The following is a 25,580-nucleotide window of genomic DNA, read 5'->3' as shown; positions in this document are numbered from 1 at the left end:
TATGAAAGTCTAAATAATTCAATATCATTATACAACAATGTTCGGATTCTGTGAAAGTATTTATACAAATTCAATCTTTAGTTTCTTTCCAAATGCATGCGCTATTTTCTGTAAAGTTTTTAAGGATGGATTGCCATCACGTCTTTAATATGGCTCTATTACTCTATTACAGAGATGTCATTTTGGTTCTTTTAACCAAAAACTCATCAATAAGCCTATAACACCTACCGGTATCAAGGTCATCAATGCCGTTTGTACGTCATAGATATCTGCTAGATGTCCTACATAAGGAGCCACAAGGCCACCTAAGGTAATACCAAGACCTAGCGTAATACCTGATGCAAAGCCTGCATTTTTTGCAAGGTATTTTTGACCCAGTACCGTAATTGGTCCGTATTGTGAGAATACGCCAAAGGCCATCGGTATCATAGCACCAAAAAAGCCCCACAAATTAGGCACAAAAATAAATACTAAAACAGAAGGCAAGAAAATCAGATTACCTAAGCGCACAGTTTTAAGAAATCCAAGTCTATCCGATAAGGCCCCTCCCATATAGGTAAGGACGGCACCCATCGCAAAGTACGCAGTAAGGGCCAAACTAGATGCACTAGCTTCACCATTAATAACAGTAATATACAAAATAGGAATAAAGATAGCCAATACAGAGAAGAGTATAGATCGAGAAGCAATCACAAAAAATAACTTACCGAAACTCACCCAATCATTTGTACCGGTACTAAGAACCTTAGCACGGCTTTCACGGTTACCAGCATCAGCAACATCAGCAATATCAGTATCATCGGTAGCTTCACCCTCACCCATAAAGGCATAGAGATATAACAATACACCAAGTAGCGCGATAAGCGTAAATACCCAAAGGAATTGTCCCCCAAAGACGTAAACACCACCAGCAATAAAGGGTCCCAACGCAAAGCCCGCACTGCCGCCGACTGCAAAGCGGCCCATGGCGTTACCGATTTCATGAGATTGCGTACAATTTACAAGAAGAGCCGCCTCGGGATGGAATAACGCGGCCCCTACCCCGGCCAAGAGCGACAAAGCAAGAATCATTTCGTAACTCGTAGCCAATGCCATAGCGCTAATCGACACAAGAGTCACCGTAAACCCAACGGGAATAAACCAGGGTACGCGCCACCGATCTGCCACATAGCCCAATACGGGCTGTGCCACGGAAGCCACCACGGTATTACAGAAAATGATGGAAGCCGATTGATAATAATTAAGGCCAAAGTTAGCGATAAAAAACGGTATGAGGGCCGCCAGCGAACCTTGACCAAAGTCATTAATACAGTGAAAAATAGGCGGTCCGTACTTCCGTATAATACGTTTCATATAACCTCCTAAAACAAATAGATGGTTTCCTAATGTAAGACGAATATATAAAAGCCTGCTAGAAAACTAATTTATAATTATCTGTTAAAATAATATACTTCTATCTAAAATGGCATATTGCTTTCAAAACAAAAAAGGTAGATATAGCCAACACCTACTGCATGTACCATAGGCTTGTTGGTCTATACCTACCCTAGTCTTTCATATGTTATGTGGGAAGTACCCTACAATTATAGGCCAAAGCGAGCCATGATTGTATCTACATGTCTTAGCAATTTATATGGATCGAAGCATGCATCAATTTCCTCATCAGTCATGTATTTCTTAATATTTTCATCAGCTTTTAAACCTGTTGCAAAGTCTTTGCCTTCAAGCCAGCGTTCCATAGCATGTTTTTGAACCCAACGATATGCTTCGTCACGTACCGCACCTTTGTCTACAAGGTGTGTCAAAATTGTTTGGCTAAATACGAGGCCCCCTGTAAGGTTAAGATTTTTAAGCATAGTTTCAGGGTATACCAACAATTTATCAATGGTGCGAATTGTTAGGTGCAACATATAATTTAACGAGATTGTCGCATCCGGCAAGATAACTCGTTCTACAGAGCTATGAGAAATATCGCGTTCATGCCACAATGCTTGATCTTCGTAAGCAGATTGTGCATAGCCACGAAGTAAGCGAGCCATACCGCAAATTCTTTCACATGTGATAGGGTTGCGTTTATGAGGCATCGCAGAGGAACCCTTTTGTTTAGGGCTAAAATATTCTTCTGCTTCGCGCACCTCTGTACGTTGTAAGTGACGGATTTCTAAAGCGATTTTATCCAATGTGCCGCCTACAACAGCAATAGTGGACAACAATTCAGCGTGACGGTCACGTTGCACCACTTGTGTAGCAATTTTAACAGGTTCAAGACCTAATTTTTCACACACATATTGTTCTACGAATGGATCGATATTGGAGTATGTACCAACAGCGCCAGACAATTTACCAACGGCAACGCTTTTACGCGCATGTTCCATGCGTTCAATATCACGTTCTACCTCTGCCATCCACAACGCCAATTTCAAGCCGAATGTAGTTGGTTCGCCGTGGATACCGTGGGTACGGCCAATCATAGGTGTGTATTTGAACTCAGCTGCACGACGACGCAATACTTCGTGCAAACGCTTTAAATCATCAATTAAGATATCACAGGCTTGTTTCATCATATACCCAAGCGCCGTATCTTTCACATCTGTAGAGGTAAGACCAAGATGGATGTATTTAGCCGCTTCAGGACCTACGTATTCGCCCACTGCTGTTACGAAGGAAATGATATCATGATTCGTTTCCTTTTCGATCTCATGAATGCGCTCAACGTCGAAATTGCCCTTTTCCCGAATTGTTTTCGCCGCTTCTTTAGGAATAACGCCCAACTCAGCTTGTGCCTCAGAGGCGAGGGTCTCTACCAATAACATTGTGTCGAATTCGTTGCGTTCGCTCCAAATATGGCCCATTTCTTCTCGTGTATAACGTGGTATCATGATGTCTCCTTTGCATGATAAAAGCTAGATTTATAGGATTATTGTACCATATGTGAAAGCTCCATTCAACGAACGGAGCTAAATTTTCCGAATGATAATTATATTAATTTTACTTATTGTTCGTATTTATTAAATTAATTATCACTTTAACGATTTTCTTTAAGACTTTGCTTGAGATTATATACCTCTATCCCTTCATTGATACGTTGTATTCGCTTAATCATTTTTGGATGAGTAATAAACAAGCGACTGAAAAATCCTGTACTTTCACAATCATATAATTCACCATTCTCTAGAATACCAATTTGTTCAGTAGCAAGGCCTAATGAAACCAGCCCATCACGCAGCTCCCGCCCCAAACCAATCGAAACGGCATAGGCATCAGCAGCATACTCTCGACGACGGCTATCAAAATAATAGGTAATCCACTTCGGTAATAGAAGTACATATTTCACGATTGCAATCATAACGATAAGAATTAATTGAATAATACGTACTACGATATTAACAATTGGTATAATAGCCAGTATATTTAAAGCAAAATTTAGATATATTACAAGATTTAAAATTAATTGCCCTAGTCGATCCATAGCATAGGTAATGGTTAAATAGATAGTATCACGATGTCGTAAATGGCCTAATTCATGGGCAAGAACACCTAATAAATGCCGTTTATCTAACGAATACAAGGCTCCTGTATAAATCGTAATGTGATTTAATCCAGATGCAAAGGCATTAATTTCCTCATCTGTACGCATGCGCAATATCAGTGAGTTACGTGCTACACCGCTAAATGCACATAATTCCTCAAACAGCGGTTCAATATATTCAGATTCTTCTGCATTTGGTTTTCTTTCACCTTGCAATACATGGACAATCCAACTAAAAGGTGGCAAAAATAATCCGATGGCCACAATAATAGGCAACGCAAAGGATATAATAATATATACATCGAGCTTATCCACTAAATGTAGCGGTTTTATAAGCCAGTCCCATGAAAACGGATACACATATTGAACTACAGATTCTAAAATAGGAAAAAATACAAATACAATAATAACATTAACAATATAGGTAAGAATAACTTGAATCATAATCTCTCACTTTGATTTCTCATATAGTTATATAGTAATAAATTAATTTATAATATATCATAGCTATACATTGTGATATATAATAAACATACAGACTAAATGTACTGCGAATAATTGCTCAATCTATACACGAGCTTTATACTAATAGTAACAAACATTTCTACTATGGGGGAGGCTTTCATGGCAACTTTAAATCGTAAGGAACGCCGCGCACAGCGCAACGAATCTAATACTATAGGTATTCTATTACGTCTATTCTTTGGGCTCAGCTTTATCGGCTTGGCGGTAGTCCTTTTTGGCGAGTTTGATTATAACTTTATCTTCTCCATCTTTACGGCAGACATCGTAGTATCTTTAATTTACGTAATGACGAATAAATCGCGTATTACTACATCCTTAGCAGTAAACACAAATGTACGCGTTATCATCGCATTTCTCATCATGTTGATTACCATGTTCTTCTATGCTTTTGCATTGTGGCGAGCTGATCAATTCAGCACTCCTATGCAAGTCACATTATTCATCGGCGGCGCCATCGTATATCTAGCCGTCTTCAACTCCACGAAAACAATACTTACCAATCAAAATTAATACAATACATATAATTAATCCTTGAAATATAACTCAACATGACTCAGATAGAACAAGTATTTCATAGTAATACATAGTATCAATCAATACAATCATTTTTTACAACCATAACAAAGAGGCATATCCCATACTAATGTATGTAAGATATGCCTCTTTATTGTCCTAATACAACAGGAACTGCTAGATATACAGGTTCCCCTCTTCGATTGATAATAGAACCACTGCTTTTAACGATGCGCATTGCTTCCTCTTTGACTGGTTGCGGTACATCCTCTGCGATGAGCGGTGTATGTTCTCCTACGATGACATGTCCATTAACGTCAAAGTTAACGCGCACTACAACCTTACCTGTTACAATTGACCCCTTCCCCTGTTCTTGTACAGTTCGTAAATATTCTTGGGGGTTGATATCCGACTTTTGTAAAAGCGCTTGTTGCCCTGGTGTTAGGAGCCCCCACGCAAGATCAGATAGGAAGGATAAATCACTAGCTTCGGCAAAGCCGTTTCCATTCGCATTCGGATCAGATGTTATATCCTTACCTATAGGAGCATTGTCAGGCTTAGAGGATTTCCCGTATTTGGAATCATTTCCACCCGTAACTACAGCTTGTTCATTATTAGTCGTTTCCGATTCTATGGCCTTGGGAACGGCCCATTCACGACGAGCATTAGATGTAGTCTTATTGGCATTTAAATTGTGAGCACTTTCATCACCTGTATTTTCCGTTACAAGAGGATCTGCCTTAGGCGCAGGCCCTTCTGGAGTCGGAGGTTCAACCGGTGGCTTATCCTTAGGTATAGGCTCAATAGCGGTAGTTTTCGCATCACTTTCACTATCCTCAGGCAGATGAAAGCTAACCTCTGCGGCATCATAAGCCACACCGGTTCCAACGATACCACGCAAGGAAAGCCCCATGCCAGAGATAAGCATGATGGTAATGCCTAAAGATATAATAAAAGGTTTCAGATAATGTGATTCAAACATGGAATCACTTCCGTTCCGTAGCGACGCTAATATATTTAGCACCGTTCACCTTGAGCATGTCCAAAAGCTCGATAACATCGTTATAATATACATCTTTTGAAGCACGAATCACAAAGGCTTGTTGAGGTGCTTGTGTAACGATAGATTTGACCTCTTGCGCCAAGCGATCCGAAGAGATTTCCTGATTATCGATATACAGCGTGTGCGTTGTGGTCAAGGTAATGGTGATAGGTTCGATAGATTTCGCTGTAGACGTCGATGCAGATGGTAAATTAAGCGGAATTTGTTGCTCTGTATTCATGTACAGCGTGCCTACCATGAAAAATACTAATAAAAAGAATACGATATCAATCATGGGAATAATCATGATGGTAGGCTCTTTTTTAACCCCTAACGTGCGTCGTCTCATATATCATGTTCCTCGTTGTACGCATCAAGAATGTTGCCGCACTCATGTTCTAATGTCGCCACAGAATCATTGACCTTTGCCGCACAGTAACTGTGAAAGCCAAGGGCAATAATGGCCACGGTCAAACCTGTAGCCGTTGCCACTAAGGCTTCAGAAACACCACCTGTAATAATGGTCGGAGCCCCAATGTCGCCACCTACCACAGCAAACGCACGAATCATACCGAGGACCGTCCCTAGCAACCCCAATAACGGAGCCATTGTTACAATCATGCTGAGCCAACTAAGGCCGCGTTTTAAACGTTCATCAGCGTACGACACTACATCTTGAAGGCGGTTTTCCAAGCCATTATAATTCTTTGCATTGCGGATAGCACGGGCAAATAAAGAACCAAGTTCCTCTGTATCCCGTTCCAAAACACTTGGTAACATAATCCAAGATTGATTCTTCTCTAAGACCTTATTAAAACGGCGCAAATCCTTTGTAAACTTGCGATATAGAAAGATACGTTCAATGCCAATCATCAAGGTAAACAGTAAAAAAATCACCAGCGGATACATAACAAATCCACCAGCTACAAATAAATGCGCTATACTACTCATACTAACCTCCAAAAGCCACATACTTTTAGGCTCTATCCGGGTTAATTATACCACGTTTTATCCCACCGAAAACAGATATAGAGCGTAAAACCACAACATAAATAGATATAGGATGACTTGCAAGATAAATATAGACTAATTCGCTAGATAGACATAAGCTAGCTAAAGTCCACAGGATAAAATTAGGGTTATAGGGCAAAACCAACACGTTTTGTCCTATAACCCTAAAATTAAAATACAAAAAGGCTGCACTAGAAATGATATACATTCTAGTACAGCCTTTGATACGTTCCTAAATAGATTAGTCTTTTTTAATAAAGCCTACAATGAAGCCACCTACTGACAGTGCAATGCCTAAACCGCTACAGAACATACCAATAGAATACCACAATGTGTAAGATTGGTTATTCTCAGAAATCGCCTTTGCTGCCGCTTGAGCATTTGTAGCATTTCTCGCAATTTCCAAATTAGCCGCCCCTGGATCTGGATTTAATAATAGAATCGCAATACCAATAATTAGAACGACTACACCTACAGGTAATAATAATTTTTTGTTCATTTGAATGCCCCTCTCGTAACATTAAACGATTAATAAATAATATAACTTAATTATACACTGATTTTTGCATTTTAAAAAGATGAACTTATATATTAATCATCTTTTATTAGACAATTAATAGCAAATAATTAGTCGCAATTAGTTATTATGACATAGAAAAAGGCATAGTATGCAACTACTATTGGTCCAAATCCAACAGTGAACATTGATACTATGCCTTTTACAAATACATCTGTAGTTATATCGAAATGCATACGATTGCTAGTGGAGTGCGTATTAAGATAAGTTATGCCGGCTTATCTAATATATATTTAGCAATACGATTATATTTAATAATACAATATGTATTTACCGATCTACTTATTGTAAAGACTTATCGAAAACGCCAATAAGTTCTTCAACGGCTTGAGATTCGCTCATTTCACCGTCTAAGACAGCGGCTTCGACTTCGCCCATGCGACCTTGAATGACTACATTGTTAAAGAATAGGTTGTGCAAGTGTTCGTCAATCATATCGCGTACCCAACGGAGGGATTGTTCTTGACGACGTTTTAAGAAGACCCCATTTTCTTTGCCTTGTTCAGTAAACTCTTGGATAACATCCCACAATTCATCGAGGCCATCCTTTGTAACAGCTGAACATGTATAGGCTTGAGTCTTCCATTTTTCCGTAGCTGGACGGATATAATGTAACATCCGATCGTAATCACTACGAGCAATGAGTGCTCGTTTGAGATTATCTCCATCAGCCTTGTTGACCACAATAGCATCAGCAAGTTCCATAACGCCTTTTTTGATGCCTTGCAATTCATCGCCTGCCCCCGTTAAAACGATGAGCATAAAGAAGTCTACCATGGAACGCACGGTAACTTCGCTTTGCCCAACCCCAACGGTTTCAACGAGAATAATATCGTACCCAGCAGCCTCACAAAGTAGCATAGTTTCTCTACTTTTACGAGCCACACCGCCTAGTGTACCACCAGCTGGCGATGGACGAATATAAGCCTCTGGGTGTTTCGTCAACGTTTCCATCCGCGTTTTATCACCCAAGATACTGCCTTTTGTGACTTGGCTCGTAGGGTCTACAGCCAGTACGGCAACCTTGTAACCCGCTTCAATGAGCATGTTACCGAAGGCTTCAATAAACGTACTTTTACCGGCCCCAGGCACACCAGTAATACCGATGCGCAATGCCTTGCCCGTGCGAGGCAATACGGCTTGCAACACCTGTTGAGCTAGTTTGAAATGGTCCTTATTATTACTTTCTACTAATGTGATAGCCCGTGAAAGTATAACGCGGTCCCCCTGCTCGATACCGCGTACATAATCAGCGACAGTCAATTTCTTTCGCCGCTGTACGGGACGTACCGCTGGAGCCAGATGAGCTGAACTAGATAAGAGGCCGTCATGCATTTCCTTGACGCCTTTCATTACGTGACACGCGTAAGTATCATCTTTCTTCGCTTCTTCTGGCACCCAGTCGGGACGATAGGTACTACCCTCGGTGCTTGCGTTTTTTACACCTAATTCAGGGGCTTTGCCTTCACCAGTGGTGAAAGTTGCGTCCTGTGTATTGCGCAATTCATCCGGAGTAGGCCGTTTGTTATCAGTCATGAGACTCGTCTTGAACGTGACTAGTCAATGTTTCTAGTAATTTTTTCGCCGCTACTGGCAAAACTGTACCAGGGCCAAAGATAGCCACTGCGCCATGTTCGCGTAGGAATTCATAGTCCTGAGCAGGGATTACGCCGCCGATGGCAACTAAAATATCTCCACGGCCCCGCTTGTTGAGTTCCTCTACAAGTTGAGGCAATAATGTCTTATGCCCCGCCGCAAGAGAACTAAATCCGACAATATGAACGTCATTATCCACCGCATCTTGTGCTGTTTCTTCTGGAGTTTGGAACAAAGGTCCGATATCCACGTCAAAGCCCATGTCCGCGAAGGATGTAGCGATAACTTTGGCACCACGGTCATGACCGTCTTGGCCCATCTTCGCAATCATGATACGAGGGCGACGACCTTCGAGTTCTTCAAAGTTATCTGCCATTTGGCGTACTTCTTTGATTACATCGTCATCTTCAAATTCGCTGGAGTATACACCGGAAATAGAGCGAATAACCGCTTTATGACGACCGCATACCTTTTCAACAGCAAAGGAAATCTCACCCAAGGATGCACGAGCACGAGCCGCTTCAAGTGCAAGGGCAAGCAAGTTACCTTCACCCGATTCTGTAGCCTTTGTGATCGCTTCAAGACATGATTGAACCTTTTCTTCATCCCGGTTAGCACGCAATTGTTCGAGACGACGAATTTGCGCTTCCCGTACAGCTGTGTTATCTACGTCGAGGATATCCAATGGATCTTCTTTATCTAGACGATATTTATTGATACCGATGATTGCTTCACGACCAGAGTCGATACGAGCTTGGCGACGTGCGGCAGCTTCTTCGATACGCATCTTAGGAAGCCCTGTGTCGATAGCTTTCGCCATACCGCCAAGGGATTCGATTTCTTGGATATGACCCCAAGCGCGACGAATCAATTCATCAGTCAACGCTTCTACATAGTAGGAACCGCCCCATGGGTCGATAACCTTACATACCTTAGTTTCATCTTGGATGTAAAGCTGAGTGTTACGCGCAATACGTGCAGAGAAGTCCGTAGGCAACGCAATGGCTTCGTCAAGCGCATTTGTATGTAGAGATTGCGTATGACCTAACGCGGCACCCATCGCTTCCATACATGTACGAGCCACGTTGTTGAACGGATCTTGTTCTGTAAGAGACCAACCGGATGTTTGGCTATGTGTACGAAGTGCCATGGATTTAGGATTTTCAGAGCCGAAGCTATTGATAATCTTAGCCCACAACATACGAGCCGCACGCATTTTTGCCACTTCCATGAAGTAGTTTTTACCGATTGCCCAGAAGAAGGACAACCGTGGTGCGAACTGGTCAACATGAAGGCCTGCATTAACACCGGTACGGATATATTCGAGACCATCGGCCAATGTGTAACCTAATTCGATATCTGCAGTAGCGCCCGCTTCTTGCATATGGTAGCCGGAAATGGAGATACTGTTGAACTTAGGCATGTACTGGGATGTATACGCAAAGATATCACCGATAATACGCATAGATGTAGCTGGAGGGTAAATATAGGTATTACGTACCATGAACTCTTTCAAAATATCATTTTGAATTGTACCAGCCATAACCTTTTTATCTACGCCTTGTTCTTCACCAGCCAAGATGTAGAACGCCATTACTGGCAATACGGCGCCGTTCATTGTCATGGATACGGACATTTGATCAAGAGGGATACCGGAGAATAGAATTTCCATGTCGAGGATGGAGTCTACCGCAACACCCGCTTTACCAACGTCACCTACTACACGAGGATGATCGGAATCATAACCACGGTGAGTAGCAAGGTCAAAGGCGATAGACAAACCTTTTTGGCCCGCTGCCAAGTTACGACGATAGAACGCATTGGATTCTTCCGCTGTGGAGAAACCAGCGTACTGACGTACTGTCCAAGGACGAGTAACATACATTGTGGAATAAGGTCCACGCAAGAATGGAGGTACACCAGCCATATAGTCAAGGTGTGTCATTCCTTCATAATCCATCTCTGTATAGAGAGGCTTTAGTTGGATTTGCTCCATTGTTGTATTATATAAATCTTCAAAGCTTTTTCCTGTTTCTTTTTGAAGTTCAGCAAGCCATGCATCGCGAGATGTTGCTGTCTGAGATCCCAAGCCAAGAGAGGAGAAGTCTGGATTTTTAAACATGAGCTCACATCCCTTTCTTATCTTGTAACGTATTCAAGATTTCGTAACAATTTGCACGAACAGAAATGAAGTCGTCCACGCCAGCTTCACGGTATACAGGTTCTAAGTCCTTAGGAGGTGCCCCTGCTAAAATAACCGTTACATGTGGCATAGTTTCTTTCAATTCCTTAGCGAGTGGTGGTACCAATTCTGGATAGGTATCATCTGTAGAACAGATAACAACAACATCAGCACCACTTTCACGAGCAGCTTTCGCCGCATCAGCCGTTGTTTCATGACCATCATTTTTGATAACTTCAAAAGCCCCTACTTCGAAGAAGCCTGTGGAGAAGTCCGCACGAGGTTTATGTTGAGGGATTGGCCCCATATTGGCCAAGAATACCTTCACATTATCTTTCGTACGTTGTTTATAATTCTCAGTGCGCATGCGAAGTGCTTCAAACTGTTCAGTCCAGCGATGGGCTGCAATGGATTCAATCGTTTCGGATGCAATATCGCCAGCATCTAAAGCCTTGCGGATTTGACGTATTGTTAATTTTTGTAATGCACCGAGTTCAATAAGGCCAATCAAAGCGCCTGGCTCTGTCGTACCTGCTTCTAGGGTAGCCTGTGCTTTCACAACAGCATCTGGCTCCGCACTCGCCAAGTACTCTTCGATTTGAGCAACCCGTTTTTGACGCAATGTTTCTTGATTTTCTGGTTTTGGATCAAGCAATTCTTCAGTCATATTCGCATACATGTTGTTACCTACAGCCACATCTTTGCGGAATGCAAGGTTTTTGAAGCGTTCATCAAGAACTGCTTTAACTTGAGCTTGTGGATAGCCTTCTTTCAAGGCTGCTATGATACCACCTTTAGACTCAATAGTTTGGAACTCGGCCCAAATTTTTTCGCATAATTCAGCTGCCAATGTTTCCACATACCAAGAACCACCTACAGGGTCCACTGGTTGACGTAACTCGAACTCAGTTTGTAACATCACTTGAATATTACGGGCAATACGGCGAGAGAAATCGTCAGCTTTGCGAATTGGTTGGTCGAATGGGGACACTTCAAGGCTATTCAAACCGCCTACAACGCCAGAGAATGCTTGTGTTGTATTGCGCAACAAGTTTACATATGGGTCGTATACAGTTTTTGTGAAAGCCGATGTTCTGCCGTGTACATGAACAGCACGGTCAGCTTCTTCGGCACCGAACGCTTCCATGATGCGCGCCCAAAGCACACGTAATGCACGTAATTTAGCAATTTCCATGAAGAAGTTTGCACCCAAGGAGAATGTAAACATCATGCTGTTAGCAATAGTGTGAATATCGATGTTACGTTGTGCCAATTGACGTACGTAGCAAACCGCTGTCGCCAATGCATACGCAACCTCTTGCACATCGTTCGCGCCACCATTAGCGTATACATCGCCAGATACAAGTACAGTTTTAAGCTCTGGAGCTTGTTCTTTAGCCCATACAACAGTATGTGCCATTTCATCAAAGGCTGTATCTAAAGACATATGCAATGTACCATCTTTAGCCCAAACACCAATAGGGTCTGCGCCAACGAGACCTTTCAAGTCAGAGGTCTGTTTTTTAGAGCCTTTCACCGTAGCGGCTAGCATACCGAGCAAGATAGCTGCAGAAGCACCTGTTTCAATGTATAAAGGATTTTCCTTTAAATTAAAACGTTCAATCAATTGGCTACAATCATCCATAGTAGACAGAGATGTACCGCCGATACCAACAGCTGCGCCTACTTGCACATCTTGATCATGGCGTGTTGCTTCATCAAGGCGAATATTGTGAATGGTGCCACCTTTTACAATTTCGTATAAACTTGCATGGTTAGCATCCTTAGGAAAGGATTCGTCTACATATTGGGATACGCCCCAAGAGTCTTTAATATAACCACTTGCCTTTGTGCCACGTAGGAACTCACCTGCTCCAGGATATACACCCTTTGGAATTTTTTCTCCATGCAATGCAGGCGTGTAAATTGGTTGTAACGTAATTCCCTCATAGGTCTTAGTGAACATCTTCTTATGGAAGTCGCCACCTTTTAACGCTTTTTCAACCTCGGCCTGCCATTGTTCATACGTAGGTTTCTTAAACTCATCAAAGGATACAGGTGCTAATAAATCACGTTCAGCATCCTTTGAAGTCTTTTTGTCAGACATATATGTGCCTCCTTTTCAACTCGAAACCATACCGAGAAACAGCGCACCGTACCTGCGAATTGTTAGATATATGAATCACTCGAGCTTTATCTTATTGGACCACATCAACCTCAAAATGTGTCCATCGGTTTAATGTCTATAAAACTTGACGCATATACTCAACATCCACTCTAAGGGCAATAAAAAACGTGCCACCTAAAGTGACACGTAAGGTTTCTTATTGAAAGGTACACTAAAAAATACTGTAGCCAGCATACCCCAATCCCCTTCCTATCGCTCGTAGGTACATAACGGTGATTATCAAATAGGCAGTTCTCCTGGCTCGGGATCATCACCTCGCTTTCGCCTTCCCAGATTACTCCAGTGACATATATGAAAGCAGGCTCATCCTTACAGTGGCGGGACCGCATCGGCTTATACCGATTTCTCTATTAAGTCTTACGACACCTATTCTCTATATTCGTTGTTCTAAGTCCAATATAGTGTAACAATATGCACAAAGTCAATGAACATAACATTTAATCATAAGTACCAAAACTAAAGTTATAACTGAAAATCATATGCAATAACTAAAATGCATGAGTTAAGAATTTAAGGATTAATGATATAATAAGTACTATCACGAGGAGGCATTATGGACCATACAAGTAAAAAAGGGTTAATCACAGCCCTTAGTTGTTATATAATTTGGGGCTTACTCCCTCTATATTGGGCATTATTAAACCATGTTTCACCGTATAATATACTGGCACAACGCATTATCTGGTCAGGTATTTGCATGGCGATCGTTGTATTTGGCCTACATTTTAAACAATTCAAAAAGGACTTTCAATTACTAAAAGAACAACGTTCACAACTATTCCTACTTTTAGTTGCGGCAGTCATCATCAGTGTAAACTGGTTCACCTACATTTGGGCCATCGCCAATAATCAAGTTATGAACACGAGCCTTGGCTATTACATCAACCCACTCTTCAATGTAGTATTAGGTGTCATCCTATTTAAAGAGGTTCTATCTATACCGAAAAAGCTGAGTGTCCTCATCGCTACCATCGGCATCGCCTTACTCACCTATCAGGTAGGATCCTTGCCATTAGTGTCGATGATCCTCGCCGTTTCCTTCGGTCTCTATGGAGCCGTAAAAAAGAAACTGCTCATCTCTCCCTTTACGAGCATCGCCTTTGAGGCTTGGTTATTAACACCGCTAGCCTTACTATATACGACCATGGTCGATAATACCGTGTGGTCCTATTTCGGCACAGACTGGTATACGACCATATTGCTCATAGCCTGCGGTCTAACTACATCTGTCCCATTGGTTCTATTCTCCTATGGTGCGCAGCTATTGCCGCTCAACCTACTAGGTTTCTTGCAATATGTATCCCCTACCATTGCCTTGTTGCTAGCCATCTTTTACTTTGGTGAAAGCTTTGGCACACCACAGATGATTGCCTTCGGTTGTATCTGGATAGCCTTAGTATTATTCTCGTTATCGAGCCAAATTACAACGCGCATTAGCCTAAAAAAGTAAGGTATATCCTATATATCAACTAAAAAGCTGTATCAAATGATACTCTCATTTGATACAGCTTTCTTTTATATAAACGTATTAATCTAACTCATGTTAATCTAACTCATTCATATTGGTCGTATTCAGATTAGAAATGTAATGGTTATAGGCCTCAATCATACGATTATAGTCATTATCTTGTTTTGAACCCATATAGGTACGGATTGCCCCAATTGTAGAGTTTACAGAGGTTTTAACAGAATCATACTTAGGACTAGTAATACCATTTGATACATCACCAATAGCTTGCAACTCTTGATTGATAGCATTTACATCTAATTGTTTTTCACTATCGATCTTTTCTAGGACCGCAGTAAGTCGCAAATGAACCTCTTGTGCTGCAGCTGCATTTTTCTTGCCTGCATCACGCAATTGTTGTAACCGTTGTTGCAAGCGGTCCGTATTGATTTTATGCATAACATTATCAAAGTCAGCATAAATAGGAACAAATTGTTCATACAATTGAACATATTTAGGACCTAATTGTTGCTCCTTAGCATAGTTATCTGTGGTATACCCTTTAGATTTATAGTATGCATCGAGCTCTTCGGCCACCGGTGTAATTTCATTCAATTTTGAAAGCAACTTATCTAAAGGCTCCTTCATTTCATCATAAGGAATACCGGCTTGCTTAGCCTCTTCTAATTCTTTTTGTAGCTGCTTAAAGTTCGGCGCATTAAATACAGTTAAATGCTGCCCAGCTTTTAACTCATTAAGAGTTGGCGTATTCGCATAATCAAACATTACAGCCATGCGATTGTATCGACTTACAGCTTTCACATATTGATTAAATAACTGCACCTGATCCTGCTCAGACCGTTGCGCAATTTCCTTACGGCTCTGTTCAGTACCCTGCCATAGTTCTGACATACTACAACCGCTCAAAAAAAATGGGGATGTCAATGTCGCCGCACACAACACAGCCATTACTACCCTTTTACCAAATGGTTTCATGATGAATCCTCTCCTTCCATCAATACACAACCTAATTTATACATATTAATTATATACTAATATGATTTTTATGAATAGGATTAATATATAAAGGTCATTTATCAATTTTGTCAAGTGACTAATAGAATCAGGGGTGACCAATGGTCACCCCTATTTTCCTTTATATACTGTTAGACTATAAATAAGAATGTATAACTCCTAATAATTGTTTTGTACGTATACACGTGTTATCATAAAAGGAGAGAATATGAAGGATAAGGATTTACTTAAATTATTACTGCAAAATGGCTGGAAGGATGTACGGCAACGAGGTAGTCATCATCGTTTAAAAAAGGATGATCAAGTTGAAGTTATTGCCGTACATGGAAAAGATGTACCTATCGGTTTATTAAATGCCATTTTGAAACGTACGGGACTAAAATAAGGAGGACCTATGAAATTTATATACCCTGCCATAATCCATGATGATGCCGATGGTTTCTGGGCCGAATTTCCAGATCTCGAATACACTAGTAGCACCGGCTCAACACTAACAGAATTAATAACCAATGCACAAGAGGCTATGGAACTCTATATATTAGGCGCTTTAGAAGATGGACAAACTCTACCTACCCCCACATCTATTCGCAGCTTACCATGTACCGATACAACATATCCTACATTAGTGCAAACAGATATTGATTTAGCTAAAAATAGTAAGTCCGTAAAGAAAACCTTAACGATTCCTGCATGGCTTAACGACAGAGCATTGGCTAAAGGAATTAATTTTTCTCAACTTTTACAAGAAGCATTAGTAGAGAAAACAATGTAATTTACATCATCAATTGCTCAGTAAAATTAGAACTATTGTCCATGCAATAGCTGCTAAGATGAGTAATAGTATACAGATCATCCACAGGATTGTTACAAAATAGAGCAGTAGCTTGAGTACATATAGCACATCAAACCATATACTATGTTGGTCCTCTAGACGGTTCATATAGGCACTAAGACATCGCACCAAATAGGGCGGTTTAACATTAGGATTCAGTTTTTTCCAATAAAACACCAAATAAGGCATAACAATACACCCTACCACCACTATATAGCTAAGGAAAATTGGTGTTTCAATATTGTACCGAGTCATAAACCCTGACCAGTCTACGACCATTAGACCGCCAAGGTATAGAAAAATAAGCCAATATATAAATCCTATCACCTTTATAATAAGGCGAATCACCTGTTTCACATCCATGTCTATAACCCAACCAATGTTTTAAATCGCCTATTATTGTGAAAGCGTTCAAAGTGGTCTTGTTCAGCTGCAACAGCTTTTACAGAAGGATCAATTTTTATAGCCTTTTCTAGCCAATCAAGGGCCTTAGTATCATCCCCTTGGTCTGCATAAATGGTAGCAATACCATACACAGACCAGGTGTTACTAGGGTCCTTTTCCAATACCTTTTCAAACCATTGTTTAGAATCATTTAACTGACCTTGTAACTTATATACCATGGCCATATTATAGTAATTAGCCACATTGCTAGGATCTAAATCATAAGCCTTTTTAGTATCTGTCAACCCTTTAGCCGCATCACCATTTAATGCTGTTGCAAAGCCGCGTACAGAATAGGCTTCTCCGTTGTTAGCATCTTGTTTAATAGACGCAGTGGCTTCCTCTATGGCTTTCGCATACTCACCAACAGATAAGGCTTGCTTTGCTGTAATTAGATGGTCATCTTGCTTGGTAGTCGCTTGGCTGTTTCCCGCAGCAGATGTAGAGGAACCCGTTCCAGTGGCGGAACTAGTTGCATTTGATTCTGTTTTATTACTATTCGTATTTTGATTCAATCCACATCCCGTAAGAGCTATTATTAAAAGAAAGAAAAGCACAAATTTCTTCATTAAGAATTCTCCGATCATTAATTATATACAAGACTCCTTAGCATGATGATATAATATAAAATACCTCCCGAAAGGAGGTGGTATATTGCAGGAGCTGTTTTATGCACTCTGGGGCACCTTGCTTGCCCCTATTATTGTTGCCTTAGTTGTAACTACCTACAGCTACTGGCTTAACAATAAAAACAAAAAATAAGCAAGAAAAAGGACGAGCTGCCACTCGTCCTTTTTTTGGTTATATTGCAGGTAATTTCATACACTCTACTACCTACGTTTAGTATACCACATTTCTTAGAAAAATAAAGAATTAGCAATAAATCTCATAAAACTCCTAAAAACTATTAGTAGTTTTAACATAATTTACGAGCAATATTAAAGCAACATTAATATAAACTACCAGTTACTTTAACCCAACCTACTAGTACCCTTAGTGTAAACTACTAGCACCATTAACGTAAATAGCAATAGATATACAAGACTTATTTCTTAGCCTTAGAACAACGATCTAATAAGAATGCAACGCCAACGAATGGGATGCCGCCGTTTTCGCCAAGGCCGATTTCACAGGTAGAGCTGGAACTTACGCCTAATGTTGCGCCGTATTCAGCGATTTCAGCTGCGAGGTCTTTGGTAGCAGATTTATTGAGTTCTGGTGTGAAGAAACCTTTTTGACCGGCAAAGCCATCGCATGCAAAGGATTTAATGTTGAATACATGGTCTGTACATAGACGAGCCAAATCTTCAATATATTGAGATTTATTCAAGGATTTAATCTTACATTGTTTGTGTACGATGACCCGTTCATCACATTTTTCAATATCGAGATGAGGTACAACGTATTTACACAAGAATTCAGAAATATCGTTGATTTCTAAGTCTGGCATGTATTTGAAAGCATGGTTGAAACATGCACTATGATCGATCACGATTGGATATTTACCGTTTTGAGATGCTTGCATCAATGCATCGTGTAAGTCCTTAACAGCGCGCTCATGAACGTCATCATAGTTTTCAAAACTCAAGCCACAGCAGAGGTTTTCGATATGTTGAGGATAGATAATATCGATATGGGCCTTGTTGCAAAGGCTTTCCACTACTTGTTGCAAGCTGCGTTCATCGTCGTAACCTTGATTAGGTTTGAAGGCGCGGTTCGCACAAGTACTAAAGTATACAACCTTTTCAAAATTAGTCGGTTTAATACGGCTTCTCAATCTGTAACGATTGGCCTTAGGTGTAGTCTTAGGAATGTACGGAGTAATACCTGTTACACCATGTAAGCCTTCTGTAATCTTGGAAATCGCTTTTTGTGTAACGATAGAACCTGCAATACCTTCGAGACTTACGCCGGCACGAGCCATTTGAAGTGTAGTAGGGAAATTATCGTAAATCTTCTTAGCTAATTCCGGTGCTGGAGGATTGATGCGGCGCATGGATAATGCAATTTGAGCAGTATCGATGCTGAGCGGGCAAAGACCTTTACACATGGAGCACGCAGCACAGGTATCTACACCAAAGTATTCATAGCCTTTTTTAAGTTCCGCAGCCAATGTGAAATTGCCTTCGTTTTCAAGGCGTTTTGTTTCACGCAACAATGCAATACGTTGACGAGGAGTCAATGTTAAATTGCGGCTTGGACAATGTTTTTCACAGAAACCGCATTCCATACAGATTGTAAAAGCATCATCGATAACGCATTGAGCTTTAAGATTTTTCTTATACACATCTGGGTCATCAGTAATGATAACATCAGGATTCAAGATACGTTCAGGGTCAAAGATAGCTTTAATACGACGGTTGATTTCGTACGCTTTACGCCCCCATTCCATTTCAATAAACGGTGCCACCATACGGCCTGTACCATGTTCAGCTTTTAAAGAACCACCGAAGCCAGAGACGCGTTCAGACATTTCTTTTACCAAGTCACCGAAGTTCTTAGTATCTTTAGGATCGCTGAAGTCAGGTGTAATGTTAAAGTGAACATTACCAGATAACGCATGTCCAAAGATTACGCCACCGTCTACGAAATCGTATTTGTGGAATAATTCGGTAAGCATTTCGATGCCCTTAGTGAAGTCTTCGATTTGGAAACATACGTCTTCTGTAATAACAGTGGTGCCTTTTCTACGTTGACCACCAACGATTGGCAAAATGCCTTTACGGATAGCCCACCAAGAATCGTATTCTTTAGGATCTTGGGAGTAAAGACTTGGAATAGCTGTTGGAATATCTTTCAATTTATCTTTAATAAAAGCTAAGTTTTCATCGACAGTTTCTTTGGAGTAGCTTTCAGTTTGGAACAAAATAGCACTTGTACCTTCAGGAACTTCGCGAACGAAGTCAGGCACATTGTCTAGCGCTTGAACGGCCTTAAGGGATTGATAGTCCATCATTTCCGCAGCAACAACCTTGTCACGACCCATATTAGCCAAGGCTACAACAGCAAGAGATGCATCGTTCAATGTTTTAAAGAACATGAGACCGCAACCTTTATACGGTACGTCCTCAACAGTGTTATATACGATTTCAGACACGAAACCTAATGTACCTTCAGAACCGATGAACAAGTGGTTGATGATATCAATAATATCTTCAAAATCAACAAGGGAGTTCAAGCCGTAACCTGTGGTATTTTTGATTTTGTACTTATGGTGAATCAAGTGTGTCAATTCTTCATCGGCCAAAATATCCTTACGCAATTGTAAGATATCCTCTACCATTTGAGGTTTTTCTTTAAGGAATTGATCAATACTCTTTTGGTCAGACGTATCAAGGATGGAGCCATCTAATAATACAACGCGAATGGACCGAATTGTTTTATAAGAGTTTTGCGCCGTACCACAGCACATACCAGAGGAGTTATTATTCAAGATACCACCTACTAATGCTGTAGCAAGCGTTGCAGGATCTGGACCAATTTTACGATTGTACGGTTTCAATAAATCATTCGCATCGGAACCGATAACACCGCATTCACATTTCAAGGCTTTCCCATCATCAATAACTTCCATTTTCTTGAAGCCATCATTACATACGATGAGCACATCTTCACTGGAGCATTGACCAGACAAGGAGGAGCCGGCCGCACGGAATGTAAATGGTGTCCCACATTGTTGACACAAACGAATAAGTCGTCTTACTTCTCGTTCATCTTCAGCTTTAACAACTACCTTTGGTAAATAGCTATAGCAAGACGCATCAACGCCATATGCATAACGACGTAAATGATCGGTGTATACGCGACCTTTACAAATCTCATTTGCCTCCTTGGCAAAACGTTCATAATCTCTAATAAGTGTACTCACTTCTATTTCCTCCTATCCTTTCTTAAGGAATCTATTACTTTTAGTATACGCCGTTCTCATTCTCCTCACTATAATTATGCATAATTTATATCTCTTCTAATAAAAATCGATATGCATTACCCTTTTATTCCCTCAGTTGAAAGTACATCTCATTAGCATTATCATGTACCCATTTTTCCTCATATACAATCAAGAATCCTTATTTATTAAGCATGTATAGATATAGTCAGTAATTATATGCTAAAACCTCTCTAAACAACGATTCGTACTACCTATAATTCTATAGTAAATACATTACCAACATTATGCATAAAAATAGTATGATTTATATATTTTAAATTTTTCATTCTCATTTATAGTTCTCTATGACTTTTAGTTATACCCTTTTATAAAATGCTGAAAATACAGAAAGCTCTCTAATGATAAACGCTTACGAATCACCATTAGAGAGCTTTACTAAATTATGCTTATTAAAGATAGATTAATTATAAAACCATATTATCCCAAAATACCAGATTTAAGAATGAGGCGTACCGCCAATGCAAAGACAGCTATGCTCATGAGGGCGAGGATAGCTTTTGCTTTGAGACGTTTTGCAATACGAGCACCTACTTGAGCACCAAAGATAGCGCCAATACTAGTAGGAATAGCAATACTAAATATGATGTGGCTTTCAATTAAATGTGTAATAACCCCCACCGTTGTTGATACGGCGAGAATAGATTGACTTGTAGCCGTTGCCATATGGGTAGGAAAGCCCATGAGATAAATCAAAGCCGGCACATGGATGAGGCCACCACCGATACCAAAGATACTCGAAATAAAGCCAACAAAAAAGCTAATACTAATACCGATAGGTTTACTATAGCTCAACTGCTCAAGAGTAAGGCTTTCTTCCTTTCTTTCCCCTTTTCTAAAATTTTTAAAACCAATCAATACGGATGCACACAGCATAAAGCATCCAAAGGCAAACATAAAGCCTTTACCAGAGAACCATCCAGACATTTGGGCACCTAAAATAGCCCCCGGAAAGGTAGCAAGACTAAAGATGATAGCAGCGTTAATGTATACCTTTTTTTGCTTAAGATACGCTATAGATCCAGAAATGGCGTTACACATAACAGAAAAAAGCGATGTTCCTACGACCATGGACGGAGACCACTCTGGGAACCAGTACATAAAGAGAGGCACAAAGACAAGTCCTCCACCGGCACCGATGATGGTACCAATCATAGCAGCTAAAAAGCCAACTATGGTAAAAAATATATAGAATACCACTATATTATCAAGCACATTAACCCCTCCCATGCCGTTTGAATTATTGTTTCTCCATATATACAAAAGATAATCCCGTTTCATCCTGTATTTCTCTAACGGCTTTATACCCCATTTTTGTATATAACTTTATATTGATCCAGCTTTTCGTACATGTATATAATACACGCCGGTCTTGACTGCATTGTTCATCTACGAAAACTAATAACTTCCGAGCCAACCCTTGTTGCCGATGGTTTGGATGCACCATCAAGCGACCGACCTCTACCACGCCATCGTCATATTGATAGCGAATACCTCCGATGATTCTTCCCCCATCATCTACTAGTTTATAGGTATGCCATTGGGTGAAAGTAGCTTTAAACTCCTCTTCCGACTCCATCAACGCAGGAACCATTCGACTACCAATCATCTCCGCTTCGCTTTCAAATGTAAGCAATTGCAATTGATACAATTCTAATATATCTGACTCGGTAGCTTTTACAATCTTCATCTACTAACACTCCTAATTAGATTGAAAATACGCCTTCGCGGCTTTCAATCGGCCACGCTCACAAGAGACTTGTAATTCATCCCCTGGTTCGAGTTTTACATCGCCTAACGGCACAATATAGGTACCATTACGGCGAATACTTACGATCAATGTACCATCTGGCAATGCCAAGTCTTGTAGCTGTACATCCGTATAGTTTGCCACCACAGGCACCTTCGTTTGAAAGAAGGTTTGCACCGATTCTAGATTGCTTTGACCACTCATGGCTTGCAACAAGGAATCGTAAATCGGCGGTTCTTTTAAAAGCTCCGCCACAAGATAGGCCACGAGCGTAACGATACCGATAGCATAAATATTAGAGAAACTATCCGTCATTTCAAGAACGAGCAAAATCGCCAAAATTGGGGTCCGCATAGCGGCCGCTAACATGCCACCCATGGCACAGATAACGAACTGTGGTACAAAATCAGGAGAAATAAGTCCTAAGGTTGAAAGTAAGCTTTCACAAAAAGCACCTGTTGCGGCACCAATTACGAGCATGGGCAAAAATATGCCCCCTTGAGCACCACTGCCATAGCAGAAGGTGGTAAGTAAAATCTTGCCTAATACGATGCCACCTAAGAGCAATACGCCATGAGATTGAAAGGCAAGCTGACCCACAAGGTCATTGCCCCCACCCAAGAGGAGCTGCGAATCAAAGCCAATGGCTGCCACCGCCACAAAGGTAAGGGCTAATTTCAAGAATCGAGAACATTTGAGCCAGTCAAAGAACCTCTTGAAAGCAAAAATCATACGGCAAAATAACACGCCACATAGCCCCATGATAACACCAACCATGAGCAGTATCGGGAAATATTCAAGAGGAACCCCTGAGGTCACCGTAAAGCCCAGCGCTGGTGTAAGTCCAAAGATACTAACTGTAATATAGTTAGAAATCAAAGTTGCCACGAAGGTTGGTACAACGAGATACGGATAAAAGCTTTTATGTACCTCTTCAAAGACGAACATCGCCCCCGATACGGGCGCACTAAAGGCAGCTGTTAAGCCTGCCCCAGCACCTGCGGATGTCAAAATACGCTGTTCTCGTAGCCCCGAATTCATCCAGTAAGACACAATCTTCCCAGCAGAACCACCAATCTGTACGGCTGGCCCTTCACGACCTACGGAAAATCCTGCAAAGCCGGTCAGTACGCCACCAATCATTTTAGATACTAGTGTCCGATAGGGCTTCATATCAAAGAGTCCAAGCATTTCCCCTTCGATTTGCGGGATACCAGAACCACCAGACAATGGGGCCCATGCGAGCAATCGATCTACAATAAACGCAAAAATGACCATTACCATAAGCCAACCTATGGCCCATTCCATAGTAATATCATCCATCAAATGCCACCTGATATGCTCTGATTCAAGTATCAAATAGCGGTATGATGCCCCAAAAAAACCTGCAATCACCCCAACAAGAGCACCCTTTGCAATGAGCTCCGTTAAGAGCACTCGATTCATGGACATATCTGCCAAGGTAGAACTACGCTTATTAAATTTCCATAATTTCATAACATCCTCCTTAGCAGTGACCAAAACCAACCTTTCCTCTGCCGACATAGGTCTACACGAACTATGCATTCATATCCTTAGTATACTTATGTAAACCACCATTTTCAAGAAAGGATTACGTATAAAAATAGCTTTCTCACGGAACACGAGATCAAAGGTCCGAATCACAAAACAATAGATAGCGCTTTAAACACAAAGCTAGCCACCTCTAAAAAGAGATGGCTAGTTTTGTTAAGCAAGTGTGTAAATGTATTTTCTTTACACATTCGGAGGCATTTGAAATATGTAAAGACACTAATTAGAATATGGATTCATAGATGCCGATTATTTCTTCTAAAGATGCATCTCGTGGGTTGCCAGGTGTACAAGCGTCATTGAAAGCAGATTCAGCGAGGAATGGAATATCTTCTCGTTTCACGCCCGCTTCGCTAAGGGATTTAGGAATACCTACATCATCAGCTAGCTTTTGGATGACATCGATTGCTGCTTGACGATAGGTTTCTTGATTCATGCCATCTACATCAGGAACGCCCATAACACGAGCGATTTCACGGTATTTTTCGCCTGTAGCAGGGGCATTGAATTTCAATACCGCTGTTAACAACATCGCACAAGCCTTGCCATGAGGGATATCGTACACAGCACTCAATGGATGAGCCATGGAGTGAACAATGCCGAGACCTACGTTGGAGAAGCCCATACCCGCGATGTATTGACCTAAAGACATAGCTTCACGACCTGCGTAATCGCCAGCCACAGCACTGCGCAAGGAACGACCGATGATTTCGATAGCTTTCAAATGGAGCATATCAGTTAGCTCCCACGCACCTTTAGTGATATAACCTTCTACGGCGTGTACGAGGGCATCCATACCTGTGGCAGCGCAAAGACCTGTTGGCATAGATGCGGACATATCAGGATCTACGATGGCAACGATTGGGATGTCATGCGGGTCAACACAAACGAATTTACGGTTCTTTTCAACATCTGTAATAACATAGTTGATAGTAACCTCTGCTGCCGTACCAGATGTAGTAGTAACAGCGATGATTGGCAAGCACGGATTCTTAGTAGGCGCTAAACCTTCAAGGCTGCGTACATCGGCGAACTCAGGGTTCGTAATAATAGTAGCAATTGCCTTGCTTGTATCGATTGGGCTACCGCCACCAACAGCAACGATAACATCGGCGCCAGCCGCTTTACAAGCCTCAACACCAGCCGTTACATTTTCGATAGTAGGATTTGGTTTGATACCGTCATAGATTTCATAATCGATGCCTGCCGCATCAAGCAACTCCGTAACCTTTGTAGCTACCTTAAACTCAAATAAATCAGGCGTCGATGTAACGAGGGCTTTTTTGAAATGACGATTCTTAATTTCGTTCACAATCTCCTGAATCGCGCCTTGTCCAAAATAGGACGTACCGTTCAACATAATTCTACGAGCCATATACTTCACTCCTAAC

The 25,580-nt window shown here is 41.0% G+C and carries 22 protein-coding genes and 1 riboswitch; of the genes, 5 read left to right on the top strand and 17 right to left on the bottom strand.

Annotated features, from left to right (window positions below; all coding sequences use genetic code 11):
• Positions 1-177: 177 nt before the first annotated feature.
• The 3 genes from HMPREF0873_RS04655 to HMPREF0873_RS04645 form a co-directional block, all read right to left on the bottom strand.
• Positions 178-1,353, bottom strand: a complete 1,176-nt coding sequence (locus HMPREF0873_RS04655) for an MFS transporter (RefSeq protein WP_008714681.1) — start codon at positions 1,351-1,353, stop codon at positions 178-180.
• 230 nt (positions 1,354-1,583) lie between these two features.
• The gene (gene purB / locus HMPREF0873_RS04650; RefSeq protein WP_008714679.1) at positions 1,584-2,879 is read right to left on the bottom strand and encodes an adenylosuccinate lyase; all 1,296 of its coding nucleotides are present in this window, start codon (positions 2,877-2,879) and stop codon (positions 1,584-1,586) included.
• Between the two features lie 146 nt (positions 2,880-3,025).
• A complete protein-coding gene (locus HMPREF0873_RS04645) occupies positions 3,026-3,973 on the bottom strand; it encodes a zinc metalloprotease HtpX (protein WP_004698199.1) in 948 nt (315 codons plus the stop codon).
• A gap of 180 nt (positions 3,974-4,153) precedes the next feature.
• Here HMPREF0873_RS04645 and HMPREF0873_RS04640 point away from each other — a divergent pair, with 180 nt between their 5' ends.
• Positions 4,154-4,564 (top strand): hypothetical protein, encoded by a 411-nt coding sequence (locus HMPREF0873_RS04640; protein ID WP_004698294.1) that lies wholly within the window; start codon positions 4,154-4,156, stop codon positions 4,562-4,564.
• 154 nt (positions 4,565-4,718) lie between these two features.
• Here the strand turns inward: HMPREF0873_RS04640 and HMPREF0873_RS04635 are convergent, their stop codons facing one another.
• From HMPREF0873_RS04635 to HMPREF0873_RS04605, 7 genes are all read right to left on the bottom strand, one after another.
• Positions 4,719-5,549 carry a hypothetical protein gene (locus tag HMPREF0873_RS04635; protein WP_038125656.1) on the bottom strand — a complete coding sequence of 277 codons (831 nt, stop codon included), beginning with the start codon at positions 5,547-5,549 and terminating at the stop codon, positions 4,719-4,721.
• Positions 5,550-5,553: 4 nt separating this feature from the next.
• Positions 5,554-5,958 (bottom strand): biopolymer transporter ExbD, encoded by a 405-nt coding sequence (locus tag HMPREF0873_RS04630; protein WP_004694558.1) that lies wholly within the window; start codon positions 5,956-5,958, stop codon positions 5,554-5,556.
• Positions 5,955-6,560, bottom strand: a complete 606-nt coding sequence (locus HMPREF0873_RS04625; protein WP_038125655.1) for a MotA/TolQ/ExbB proton channel family protein — start codon at positions 6,558-6,560, stop codon at positions 5,955-5,957. Before HMPREF0873_RS04625 ends, HMPREF0873_RS04630 begins: the two co-directional genes overlap by 4 nt.
• 301 nt (positions 6,561-6,861) lie before the next feature.
• Positions 6,862-7,119, bottom strand: a complete 258-nt coding sequence (locus HMPREF0873_RS04620) for a hypothetical protein (protein WP_004698152.1) — start codon at positions 7,117-7,119, stop codon at positions 6,862-6,864.
• 360 nt (positions 7,120-7,479) lie between these two features.
• The gene (gene meaB, locus HMPREF0873_RS04615; RefSeq protein WP_004694551.1) at positions 7,480-8,733 is read right to left on the bottom strand and encodes a methylmalonyl Co-A mutase-associated GTPase MeaB; all 1,254 of its coding nucleotides are present in this window, start codon (positions 8,731-8,733) and stop codon (positions 7,480-7,482) included.
• Entirely contained in the window at positions 8,726-10,915 is a 2,190-nt protein-coding gene (scpA, locus tag HMPREF0873_RS04610) for a methylmalonyl-CoA mutase (protein ID WP_004694550.1), read from the bottom strand. Before scpA ends, meaB begins: the two co-directional genes overlap by 8 nt.
• A 4-nt stretch (positions 10,916-10,919) precedes the next feature.
• Positions 10,920-13,082, bottom strand: a complete 2,163-nt coding sequence (locus tag HMPREF0873_RS04605; RefSeq protein WP_008714670.1) for a methylmalonyl-CoA mutase family protein — start codon at positions 13,080-13,082, stop codon at positions 10,920-10,922.
• A gap of 289 nt (positions 13,083-13,371) precedes the next feature.
• Positions 13,372-13,548, bottom strand: a riboswitch (cobalamin riboswitch).
• Positions 13,549-13,716: 168 nt separating this feature from the next.
• Between HMPREF0873_RS04605 and rarD the strand changes: the two genes are divergently transcribed.
• The gene (gene rarD / locus HMPREF0873_RS04600; RefSeq protein ID WP_008714669.1) at positions 13,717-14,613 is read left to right on the top strand and encodes an EamA family transporter RarD; all 897 of its coding nucleotides are present in this window, start codon (positions 13,717-13,719) and stop codon (positions 14,611-14,613) included.
• A gap of 93 nt (positions 14,614-14,706) precedes the next feature.
• On the opposite strand, the gene HMPREF0873_RS04595 is transcribed toward rarD, so the two are convergent.
• Complete coding sequence (locus HMPREF0873_RS04595) at positions 14,707-15,606, bottom strand: DUF3829 domain-containing protein (protein ID WP_008714668.1); 900 nt, start codon at positions 15,604-15,606, stop codon at positions 14,707-14,709.
• A gap of 247 nt (positions 15,607-15,853) precedes the next feature.
• Between HMPREF0873_RS04595 and HMPREF0873_RS04590 the strand changes: the two genes are divergently transcribed.
• Positions 15,854-16,030 (top strand): type II toxin-antitoxin system HicA family toxin, encoded by a 177-nt coding sequence (locus HMPREF0873_RS04590; protein WP_008714667.1) that lies wholly within the window; start codon positions 15,854-15,856, stop codon positions 16,028-16,030.
• A gap of 9 nt (positions 16,031-16,039) precedes the next feature.
• Positions 16,040-16,417: a type II toxin-antitoxin system HicB family antitoxin gene (locus tag HMPREF0873_RS04585; protein WP_008714666.1), complete on the top strand. Its 378-nt coding sequence runs from the start codon at positions 16,040-16,042 to the stop codon at positions 16,415-16,417.
• Positions 16,418-16,842: 425 nt separating this feature from the next.
• Here HMPREF0873_RS04585 and HMPREF0873_RS04575 read toward each other — a convergent pair whose 3' ends face one another.
• Entirely contained in the window at positions 16,843-17,490 is a 648-nt protein-coding gene (locus HMPREF0873_RS04575) for a tetratricopeptide repeat protein (RefSeq protein WP_038125720.1), read from the bottom strand.
• A gap of 85 nt (positions 17,491-17,575) precedes the next feature.
• Here HMPREF0873_RS04575 and HMPREF0873_RS09945 point away from each other — a divergent pair, with 85 nt between their 5' ends.
• A complete protein-coding gene (locus HMPREF0873_RS09945) occupies positions 17,576-17,683 on the top strand; it encodes a type I toxin-antitoxin system Fst family toxin (protein ID WP_227037232.1) in 108 nt (35 codons plus the stop codon).
• Between the two features lie 283 nt (positions 17,684-17,966).
• Here HMPREF0873_RS09945 and HMPREF0873_RS04570 read toward each other — a convergent pair whose 3' ends face one another.
• From HMPREF0873_RS04570 to fucO, 5 genes are all read right to left on the bottom strand, one after another.
• Positions 17,967-20,789 (bottom strand): FAD-binding and (Fe-S)-binding domain-containing protein, encoded by a 2,823-nt coding sequence (locus HMPREF0873_RS04570; RefSeq protein WP_008714663.1) that lies wholly within the window; start codon positions 20,787-20,789, stop codon positions 17,967-17,969.
• A 498-nt stretch (positions 20,790-21,287) separates the two neighbouring features.
• The gene (locus HMPREF0873_RS04565) at positions 21,288-22,082 is read right to left on the bottom strand and encodes a sulfite exporter TauE/SafE family protein (protein ID WP_038125653.1); all 795 of its coding nucleotides are present in this window, start codon (positions 22,080-22,082) and stop codon (positions 21,288-21,290) included.
• 25 nt (positions 22,083-22,107) lie between these two features.
• Positions 22,108-22,557 (bottom strand): GNAT family N-acetyltransferase, encoded by a 450-nt coding sequence (locus HMPREF0873_RS04560; protein WP_008714661.1) that lies wholly within the window; start codon positions 22,555-22,557, stop codon positions 22,108-22,110.
• Between the two features lie 12 nt (positions 22,558-22,569).
• Positions 22,570-24,114: a ClC family H(+)/Cl(-) exchange transporter gene (locus HMPREF0873_RS04555; RefSeq protein WP_038125652.1), complete on the bottom strand. Its 1,545-nt coding sequence runs from the start codon at positions 24,112-24,114 to the stop codon at positions 22,570-22,572.
• A 298-nt stretch (positions 24,115-24,412) separates the two neighbouring features.
• Positions 24,413-25,564 carry a lactaldehyde reductase gene (fucO, locus tag HMPREF0873_RS04550; protein ID WP_008714659.1) on the bottom strand — a complete coding sequence of 384 codons (1,152 nt, stop codon included), beginning with the start codon at positions 25,562-25,564 and terminating at the stop codon, positions 24,413-24,415.
• Positions 25,565-25,580 lie beyond the last annotated feature (16 nt).

This window comes from Veillonella sp. 3_1_44 (assembly GCF_000163715.1).
GTDB lineage: Bacteria > Bacillota > Negativicutes > Veillonellales > Veillonellaceae > Veillonella > Veillonella parvula_A.
This window is presented reverse-complemented; position numbering and strand designations above follow the sequence as displayed.